The 9,642-nt window shown below is 73.3% G+C and carries 4 protein-coding genes; all 4 read right to left on the minus strand.

What is annotated here, in order from left to right; all coding sequences use genetic code 11:
* Positions 1-81: 81 nt before the first annotated feature.
* The 4 genes from FLV34_RS31770 to FLV34_RS31785 are packed head-to-tail and all read right to left on the minus strand — an operon-like array spanning position 82 to position 9,510.
* Positions 82-1,923 carry a N,N-dimethylformamidase beta subunit family domain-containing protein gene (locus FLV34_RS31770; protein ID WP_261985974.1) on the minus strand — a complete coding sequence of 614 codons (1,842 nt, stop codon included), beginning with the start codon at positions 1,921-1,923 and terminating at the stop codon, positions 82-84.
* Positions 1,920-3,266 (minus strand): condensation domain-containing protein, encoded by a 1,347-nt coding sequence (locus FLV34_RS31775; RefSeq protein ID WP_142649324.1) that lies wholly within the window; start codon positions 3,264-3,266, stop codon positions 1,920-1,922. The genes FLV34_RS31770 and FLV34_RS31775 overlap by 4 nt, the downstream gene beginning before the upstream one ends.
* Positions 3,263-3,508 (minus strand): acyl carrier protein, encoded by a 246-nt coding sequence (locus FLV34_RS31780; protein ID WP_142649325.1) that lies wholly within the window; start codon positions 3,506-3,508, stop codon positions 3,263-3,265. Before FLV34_RS31780 ends, FLV34_RS31775 begins: the two co-directional genes overlap by 4 nt.
* Entirely contained in the window at positions 3,505-9,510 is a 6,006-nt protein-coding gene (locus tag FLV34_RS31785) for a non-ribosomal peptide synthetase (RefSeq protein WP_147944850.1), read from the minus strand. Before FLV34_RS31785 ends, FLV34_RS31780 begins: the two co-directional genes overlap by 4 nt.
* Positions 9,511-9,642: the final 132 nt, after the last annotated feature.

Consider the following 9,642-nt stretch of genomic DNA (forward strand, 5'->3'; position numbering starts at 1 on the left):
GCCGTCACATCCTGATCCGGGGCGGCCGGCGAAGCGACGTCCCGGTCCGCTCAGCGGACCGTTGGGGGCGCAATCTTCCGATCAGACGTGTCGCCAGCGCAGGGGAGTGCCGGGTCCGGCGGCGACGACGAGCCCGGCGTGGGTGGTGAACATGGTGCCCGGCACCGCCTCCGCGTGGCACTCCCAGTCGCTCGCGGAAGGCGGGGGAAGCCGGGTCAGCAGACGGCCCTCGGAGTCGAGGGCGAAGAGCCTGCCGTTCATCCCGCCGAGGGCGACGGCGCCTCCCGACGAGCCCACGTGCTCCCAGCCGTCGCCGCCGAACGGCCGCCGCCACAACCCGCCGCAGGACGTGGCGACCCAGAAGGTGCAGTCGGCCACGGCCAGGCCCACGGCGGACCCGGGCGCGGGGCCGGCCTCCTGCCATCCCGGCTCGTCGTGGCGCAGCAGCCGCCCGTCGTGCGTGACGCCGTACAGGCCGACGGCGACGCCGCCCGCGGCCTCGCGCGGGACGGCGAGGGCGCGTACGTCGTCGGCGGGGCCGACGGGCCGCCAGGGCAGGTTCTGGCCGCACAACTCCCGGGCCAGCAGCGTGCCGTCCGCGCTCACCGCGTGCAGCGTGCGGCCGAGCACCGCGAGCGCCCGCAGGTCGGCCGGCGGGCCGATGACGTCCCAGCGCTCCTCGCCGGGAGCGGCCGACAGCCGGTCGACCACGTTGCGGGTGATCCGGTCGACGACGGGATCGTGCAGGCCGTTGCCCCAGTTCACCGTGGCCGCGGTGAAGACCGTGCCGAGACCGCTGGTGAACACGCCCATGGTCGCCATGCCGCCCTGGCCGTACGCGCTCCAGTGCCGCAGGTCGGCGGTGGCGAGGACGACGAACGACGAGGGCGTGCCGTCCCTGCCGGTCGCCCGGGGCACCCCGCTGACCTCCTCGAACTCCGCGGCGTCGGTCTCGTAGCCCAGGCAGCCCTCGCCGAACTTGTCGCCGTCGGTCAGCCCCGTCCCCTCGAACACCCAGTGCGCCGCGAAACGCGTGGTGTACGACTCTTCCAGCATGCGCGGCATGTGCGGCCCCCAGGCTCCGGCGCCCGCGCGGAAGCTCACCCCGGTCAGCGTGTTCTCCGGCCGGTTCACCGGCGCGGCCGACCACTCGACGGTCGTCTGCCGGGGATCGGTGGCGGCGATGGGGTCGGTCACCGGGTCGCGGTGGCACACCATGGTGCGGCCGCCGTCTTCGAGCCTGATCTGCCACCAGCACGTGTTGCCGGAAAAGAAGGCAACGTTGCCGCCGCGCCTCACGAACTCCTCGACGGCGTCGCGCATCCCGAGCGACCAATACTCGTCGTGCCCGTTGACGATCAGCAGCCGATGGCGGGACAGAAGATCGAGGCCGTCATGGAGGTCCAGGTTGGAGCAGTAGGCGACGTCGTAGCCGCCGCGGCGCAGCCACCGCATCAGCCCCTCCTCCCAGCGTTCGGGAGGAGGCCCGCCGCCGGGCCGGTCGAAGGTCACCCGCGCGGCCCGCGTGGGCGACTCGGTCCAGTAGATGCTCTGCCCCGGTTCCCCCGCCCTGTTGTACGCCTGCCAGGTGGTGAAGGGGACGCTCAGCAGCACCGGCGAGCCGGGCACGGCCTGCCGCACCACGAAGTAGACCTCGTTGTCCGGGCACGGCGTGGTCCCCGGCAGCCCGAACGGCCACGGCTGCTCGGGGCCGAAGCGGGCCCGATAGAGCGAGCTGCGCCAGCCGGAGGGGATGTCGAGCTCCCAGTGGGGCGCGGAGGCGGTTCCCTCGAAGACCACCCGGTCGTCGGTGGCGTCGGTCACCACCACGGGCGCCGGGTGGTCGAGGACGAAGCCGAGCGATGTCCCCTGCACGCAGGACGTCGACATGGCATAGGCGCGTACGGTCATCGGACTGGTCATCGCAGGGCCGCTTCGACGACGAGGGCTTCGAGTTCCAGGAGACAACGCTCCATATCGGGCCGGGACAGATAGCGGGTGTCGGCGGTGAGCGAGACGCCCTCGGTCGTGAGGTGGACGCAGAACCGGCAGTTGAGCTTGTCCTGGCTCATCGGCCAGGTCACCGACGTCCGGGCCAGCGCGGCCGTGATCTCGGCCGGGTCGCACCGGGCGGGTCCCGGGTCGGCGAAGCGCATGTCGTTGAAGCAGCAGTAGGGGTGGATCGGCTCACCACGCTCGGCGCTCACGGAGGCGGTGATCCGGTTGCGGTCGGCCGGGTCGTGGTAGGCGCTGCGGTAGGCGCGCAGCGCGGCCGGCCCGGCGGCCCGCAGCAGGCCGGTGAAGGACGCCTCCCGGCGGTCGAGCGTGAACAGCCCCTCCTGCGACATCGTGGCGACGATGTCCGTGGTGTCGCGGCGGAACCGGTTGGCCGAGATCGGCAGCACCGCGCACGTCTCGTGGCCGGTGAACCTGCCGACCAGCTCGGTCACGGCCGTCAGCAGCACGGTCGAGGTCGAGGCGGCGTGCTCGGCGGCGACCGAGCGGACGGCGAGCTCAAGGGCGGGGGAGCGCAGCAGCGCACGCCAGATGGGCGGCTCGGCCGGAGATCCGCTCGGGGAGGAAAACATCGTCGGTGGAATACGCCGATATTCGCGCTCCCAGTGCGCCGCCGCCGTCTCCGCCGCCCGCCGTCCCTCGGGACCGGCCTGCCAGTGCGCGAGGTCGAGCGGCTGCGAAGCCGCGGGCCGTCGTACGCCGGGGCCTCGGAGCAGGAACATGCGCAGGTCGCGCAGTGCGACCTCCGCGCCGAGCCCGTCGGCGGCCAGATGGCAGAAGACCAGCACCACGTGGGCGACCCGATCGCCGTCGAGCACCAGCGCCACCCGCACCGGCCATTCGCCGAAATAGTCGAACGGCCGCGCCGCCAGCTCGTCCAGCACCCGGTCGGGATCTTCGGTGGTGACCACGACCGGCAGCCGGCCCTTCTCCGCCAGCCGCTGGTAGGGCTCCGCGGGTGTTGCCCGGAACGCGTCGCTCATCGTCGTGCGAAGTGCGCCGCTCATCCGGGTACGCAGAGCACCGTGCCGCGCCATCAGGGCGGCCAGCGCCGCGCACACCTCGGCCACGGTGCGGGAGCCCGGCACCTTCAGCACGCGGCCGAAGTTGAAGTAGCGGTCGTCGGGGGCCGTCCGCACGATCGCCTCCCAGATGGCCCGCTGGCCCCAGGTCAACGGCGCCGTCGGCGGTCCGGTCAAAGGTCCCGGTCCGGCGAACTCGACGTACGGCGTCGGGCCGGTGACGTTCATCGGGATGCCGTGGACGCCAGGTGCGCGGACAGCCGGTCGAAATCGTCCAGCAGGCCCATGCCGTCGTCGCTCAGGTCGAACTCCACGCCGAACTCCGACTCGATCGCGTCGATCAGCCGCAGCATCGAGATCGACGTGACGCCCAGGGCCGACAGCGGCACGGTCGCGGCCAGCACCTCATCGGCGGTGACGGCGCCGTCGGACGACTCCGCGACGAGTTCCGCGAGCCTTTCCTTGATCATTCCAGCTCCTTGGTGAGGCGTTCCGCCTCCTCGTCCGACATCTCGTCGAGCTCGGCGATCAGGAGGTCCTCGACCGCCCGGGCCAGCCCACCGACCGTGGGATGGGTGAACAGCGTGCGGATCGGCAGCTCAAGGCCGGTCGTGCCGCGCAGCCGCGAGACGATCCGTACGGCGAGCAGCGAGTGGCCGCCGAGCGCGAAGAAGTCGTCGTGCACCCCGGCCTTCTCGACCCCGAGCACGTCGCCGAAGACCTCGGCCACCAGTTCCTCGGCGTCGGTGCAGGGCGCGACGTACGCCTCCCGGTGGGCCTGCGGGGCGGGCAGCGCGGCCCGGTCCACCTTGCCGCCCGGCGTCAGCGGCAGCCGGTCGAGCCGCACCCAGGAGGTCGGCACCATGTGCGGCGGCAGCGCCGCGCCGGTGAACTCCGCCAGCTCGGTGAAGCCGGCGGATCCGGTGACGTAGCCGACCAGCGTGTCGCCGATCGCGACGACCGCGGCCTCGCCCACCTCGGGATGGGCCAGCAGGCGCGCCTCGATCTCGGCCGGCTCGATGCGGAACCCGCGCACCTTCACCTGGTCGTCCAACCGGCCCAGGAACTCGAGCTGCCCGTCGGGCCGCCACCGCACCCGATCTCCGGTGCGGTAGACGCGCTCGCCGTGCAGGTCGGTGAACCGCTCGGTGGTCGGCTCGGGACGGCCCAGGTAGCCCCGGGCCACGCCCGCCCCGCCGATGCACAGCTCACCGGCGGCGCCGGGGGGAGCGAGCCGCCCGTCGGGGTCGATCACGTACACATGAGTGTCCCCGATGGGCCTGCCGATCGGCGGACGCCCGGGGGAGCCGTCCAGCTCGGCGAGCGTGGCGATGATCGTCGCCTCTGTCGGGCCGTAGGTGTTGACCAGCCGCACCCGGTCGCCGAACCGCTCACGCCAGCGGGTCACCGCGGCCTCGTGCACCTGCTCCCCGCCCAGGATGACCAGCCGCAGCCCCGGCGGCCAGGCGATCGACTCGATCTGGTCGACCAGGTGGTGCCAGTAGGCGGTCGGCAGGTCCAGCACGGTGACGCCGTCGAGATGGTCGGGGAGCGTCACCGCGCCGTCCGGCAGGAGCGCCAGGCGGGCGCCCGAGGCCAGCGCCGGATAGATCTCCTCGGCGTGCGTGTCGAAGGCGAGCGAGGCGAACTGCACGACCGTGTCATCCGGCCCCAGGCCATACTCCCCGGCCATCCAGGCGACCCTGGCCGCGAGGTTGCGGTGCTCCACGACCACGCCCTTCGGCGTCCCGGTCGATCCGGACGTGTAGATCACGTACGCCGCGGCGTCGCCCGTGACCGGCACGGGCAGCGGCGTGCTCCCGGCGACCGCGTCCGACGCGTACGCCACCGGGACGCCCGGCGGCAGCCCCCCAGCCACGTCGGCGGCCAGGTCGGCGGAGGTCAGGACGAGTGCGGCGGCGCTGTCGCCGAGCATGAACGCCAGCCGCTCGCCCGGAAGGGCGGGGTCGAGCGGAAGGTAGGCCGCCCCGGCCCGCCAGACCGCGAGCAGCGCGGCGACGGAGTCGGGCGTACGGCCGAGGAGGACGCCCACGACGTCACCCGGGCCGACGCCGCGCGCCTGCAGCAGCGCGGCCAGCTCTGCGGCGCGCGCGTCCAGCTCGCCATAGGTCAGGTCGCCCACCGCGCACGAGTCCCGGTGGGCGCGTACGGCCGCGGCCACCAGCTCGGGGACGTACGGCTCAGGGATGACCTCGGGCCCGCGGCCGATCTCCAGCAGGCGGGACTCCTCGGCCGGGGTGACCAGCTCCGGGGGCGCGGCGAAGTCCTGCCGCAGCACCCGCTCAAGCCGGGCCGCCATCGTCTCGATGGTGCCGGGGTCGAACAGCGCGGCGTCGTAGGAGAGCACGACGAGCAGCTCGCGCTCGTCCTGCCACGCCTCCAGCATCAGGTCGAACTTGACCTGTTCGAAGCCGTGCGCGAACGGCTCGGTCACCAGCCCGGAGAAGGCGGCCGGTGCGGCGCCGGTGTCCTGGTTGTGCAGGATCGCCATCGTCTGGAAGGCGGGCACGCGCAGCCGTTCGAACGGGACGCCCTGATGCTCGAACGCCGACAGGGCCGCGTCGCGGGTGCGCTCCAGCGACTCCCCGAAACTCGAAGGCCGGTCCGTGTGATCTGGCGAGGTGCGGATCAGCAGGACGTCGGCGAAGTAGCCGACCACGCGCTCGAACTCGACCCGGTCTCTGCCGGAGGCGACGGTGGCGATCGTGACGTCGCGCTGCCCGCTCTGCGCGGCGAGCACCGCCCGGTAGGCGGTCAGCAGGGTCATGAACAGCGTCGCGCCGTGTTCCCTGCCCTGCTCGGCCAGCCGCGCCACGTCCTCGGCCGGCAGCCGGAACGTGTGGAAGCCGCCCTTCCTCATCGGCGGTGAGCTGCGCGGCCGGTCGGCCGGCAGGTCGAGCGGGGCCGCGCCGGCCAGCCGCTCGCCCCAGTAGGCGGCGAGTTCCTCCTGGTCGCGCTCGCGCTGCCATCGGGCGACGTCGCCGAACTGAAGGGGCAGCGGATCGAGCCGTTCGCCCGAGTAGAGCCGGGCCAGTTCGTCCAGCATGACGTTCAGCGACCAGCCGTCGCCCAGCATGTGGTGGAGCACCACGCACAAGACGTGGTCGTCGGGCGAGAGGCGGATCAGCGTCGCGCGCAGCGGCGGCCGGGAGGCGAGGTCGAACGGCGCGTTCGTGCGCTCGGCGACCAGCGCCTCCGCGTGCGCGACGTCGGTGGCCGAGATCGCCTCGACGGGCACCGGCCCCGGCGGCTCGACCACCGCGACCGGGGCGCCGTCGACCTCGGGAAACCGCGTACGCAGGCTCTCGTGCCTGGCGACCAGCGCGGCCAGGGCCCGTTCGAGTGCCGCCACGTCGAGCGGGCCGCGCAGCCGCCGCACGATCCACATGGCGTACGACGCGTCGTCCGGGTCGAGCCGGTGCAGGAACCAGAGCCGTTCCTGGCCGGGGGAGAGCGGCGCGGGCTCTCCGGCCGGGCGGGGGCGCGGGCCGTCGCCGCAATCCTGGTCGCGTGAGAGGGCCTCGTCGAGCAGCTCGGCCAGCGCCGCGACGGTCGGGCGGGTGAACAGCTCGCGCACCGGGATGCGCACCGGCAGCCTGGCGGTGACCATGGTGGCCAGCAGCGAGTGACCGCCGAGCGCGAAGAAGTCGTCGTCCGCGCCGACGTTCTCGACGCCGAGCACCTCGGCGAAGACCCCGGCCACGAGCCGCTCGGCGTCCGTGCGCGGCGGCATCCCGGCCGGCTTGGCGGCCTGTGGGTGTGGCAGGGCCTTCCTGTCGACCTTGCCGTTCGGGGTGAGCGGCAGCGCGTCGAGCGTCACGAATGTCGCTGGGACCATGTAGCCGGGGAGCTGCCCCGCGACGTGCCGCCGAAGGTCATCAAGTGGCCCAGCACCGCCGGGGACGATGAAGGCCACGAGCAGGTCGTCGCGTACGGCGGCCACCGCCTGGCGGACGGCCGGATGCGCTTCGAGCACGGCCTCGATCTCGCCCAGCTCGACGCGGTGCCCGCGCAGCTTGACCTGGTTGTCCGTGCGGCCGAGGAACTCCAGCGTGCCGTCCGCCAGCCACTTGACGACATCGCCGGTGCGGTAGACGCGCTCCGAGCCGTGCCGTACGAACCGCTCCGCCGTGAGCTCCGGACGGCCGAGATAGCCGGTCGCGACGCCTGCGCCGCCGATCAGCAGCTCACCGGGCACGCCGATGGGCACCTGAGCACCTTCGGCGTCGACCACATGGACGGTGGTGTTCGCGATCGGCCGGCCGATGGTCACCCGTCCGGGCCGCTCGGGCACCTCCCAGGCGGTCGACCAGATGGTGGTCTCGGTCGGGCCGTACATGTTGACGAGCCTGCTCACGCGTGCCCGCAGCTCGGCGGCGAGCGCGAGCGGGAGCGGCTCGCCCCCGGCGAGGGCGACCACCGGCGGGAGGCCGCCCGCGAGCAGCACCCGCCAGCCCGATGGCGTGGCCTGCACGTGGGTCACGCCCGCGTCCGCGATCAGCCGGGCGAGCGCCGCGCCGTCGCGTGCGGTCTCCGCACCGGCGACGACCACCCGGCCGCCGGTGACCAGCGGCAGGTAGAGCTCCAGCGCGGAGATGTCGAACGACAGCGAGGTGAGCGCGAGCCAGACGTCCGAGGGCGTCGATCCGACCAGGTCGCGCATGGCGAGCAGGAAGTTGGTGAGCGCGCGGTGGGGCACCACCACGCCCTTCGGCCGTCCCGTCGAGCCGGAGGTGTAGAGCACGTAGGCGGTGTCGTCCGGCGAGGGTCTGCCGGGAACGTCGGCAGGCGCTTCGTCTGAGAAGAGGTCGGCGTCGGTGAGGACGAGAGCCGCGCCCGAGTCCTCGATCATGTACGCCACGCGGGACGCCGGATAGTCGGGATCGACCGGCAGGTAGGCCGCACCCGACATGGCGACGCCGAGCAGCGCCACGATCATGTCCGGGCCGCGCGACATGCGCACCGCGACCACGCTGCCGCGCCCGACGCCCCGGCCGCGCAGTCGCGCCGCCAGCCCCGCCGCCCGTACGGCCAGCTCGCGATAGGTGAGCTCCCGGTCTTCGGCGACCACCGCGACCGCGTCGGGTGCGGCGGCCACCCGGTCGAGCACCAGGTCGACCAGCGTGAGCGCGGGCAGCTCGGCGGTGGTGTCGTTCCACGCGGCGAGCCTGGCCCGCTCCCGTCCGGTGAGCAGGCCGAGCCGTCCCACGGGCAGTGTGGGGTCCGCGACCGCGGCGGCGAGCAGCACGAGATAGCGCTCGGTCATCAGCTCGACCGTCTCGTGGTCGAAGAGCTCCTCGCTGTAGATGGCGACGCCGAGCACGCCGCCGTCGTCCTCCGCGAACAGGTCGAGCGACAGGTCGACCCTCGCGGGGTGCCAGCCGAGCGGGAACGGCTCGGCGGCCACGCCCGGCACCGGATCGGCCACGTCGCCGTGGGTGTGCAGCGCGAACATGGTCTGGAACAGCGGTGTCCTGCTCGGGTCGCGCTCCACGCCGAGCACGCCGATCAGCCGCTCGAACGACACGTCCCGATGGGCGAGCCCGTCGAGGACGGCCCGGCGGGTGCGGCGGAGCAGGTCGCCGAAGCTCGGCGCCCCGGACAGGTCGCAGCGGAGCACCATGGTGGTCGACAGATAGCCGATCATCTGCTCCAGCTCGGTGCTGTCGCGGCCTGCCGAGGGGGTGCCCACACAGAAGTCCGTCTGGCCGCTGTGCCGGGAGAGCAGCACCTGGTAGGCCGCGAGCAGCAGCATGTAGGGCGTGCAGCGCGCCTGCCTGGCCGCCTCCGCCACTCGTGCCGCCAGCTCGGGCGGGATGCGGAAACGGCCCCCCCCCCCCGCCGTGCTCCGCGTCGCCGGGCGCGGCCGGTCGGCGGGCAGCTCCAGGACGGGCGCCCCGGCCAGCCGCGACACCCACCAGTCCAGATCGGCAGAGTCGTCGAGGCCCGGCACGTGGTCGCCGTACTGGGGCGGGAGGGCCTCGGGAAGCGGCCGTCCCGCGTAGTGGTCGGCCACCTCGTTCCGCAGCACGTTGAGCGACCAGCCGTCGCCGTTGATGTGGTGCAACACGACGCAGAGCACGTGGTCGGCCGGGCCGAGGCGCACCAGCGTGACCCGGAACGGCGGCCGCGCGGCGAGGTCGAACGCGGCGTTGGTGCGGGCGCGGACGATCCGCGCGGCCTCGTCCTCCGATCCCGCCGCGACCTGCTCGATCGTCACCGGGCCGGGCGGCTCCACGACGGCCGTCGGCCGCCCGCCGGCCTGCACGAAGCGCGTGCGCAGCGCGTCGTGCCTGGCGGCGACCGCGGTGAAGGCGGCTTCGAGTGCCGGGATGTCGAGCTCCCCGCGCAGCCGGTAGGCGTAGGCGGTGTTGTACGAGGGATCGTCGGGATCGAGCTGGTTCAGAAACCAGAGTCGTTCCTGACCACGGGACAGCGGACCTGTCTTCACGTGCCTACCCCCGGGCAGGTGGCCTTCTGGAAAGCTTCTTAACAGTTTGCGGGTTGGCCGCAGTGTTCCACGAGTCTTCGGCCACCCGCAAGGCTTCTCCGGCGGCGCGAACTCGGGGGGTTGCCCCTTTCG

This window comes from Microbispora sp. CSR-4 (assembly GCF_008033685.1).
GTDB lineage: Bacteria > Actinomycetota > Actinomycetes > Streptosporangiales > Streptosporangiaceae > Microbispora.

Excerpts from the sequence above, each read along its gene's own strand:
- FLV34_RS31775 (WP_142649324.1), bottom strand. The coding sequence starts at position 3,266 with ATGAACGTCACCGGCCCGACGCCGTACGTCGAGTTCGCCGGACCGGGA.
- FLV34_RS31770 (WP_261985974.1), bottom strand. The coding sequence starts at position 1,923 with ATGACCAGTCCGATGACCGTACGCGCCTATGCCATGTCGACGTCCTGC.
- FLV34_RS31780 (WP_142649325.1), bottom strand. The coding sequence starts at position 3,508 with ATGATCAAGGAAAGGCTCGCGGAACTCGTCGCGGAGTCGTCCGACGGC.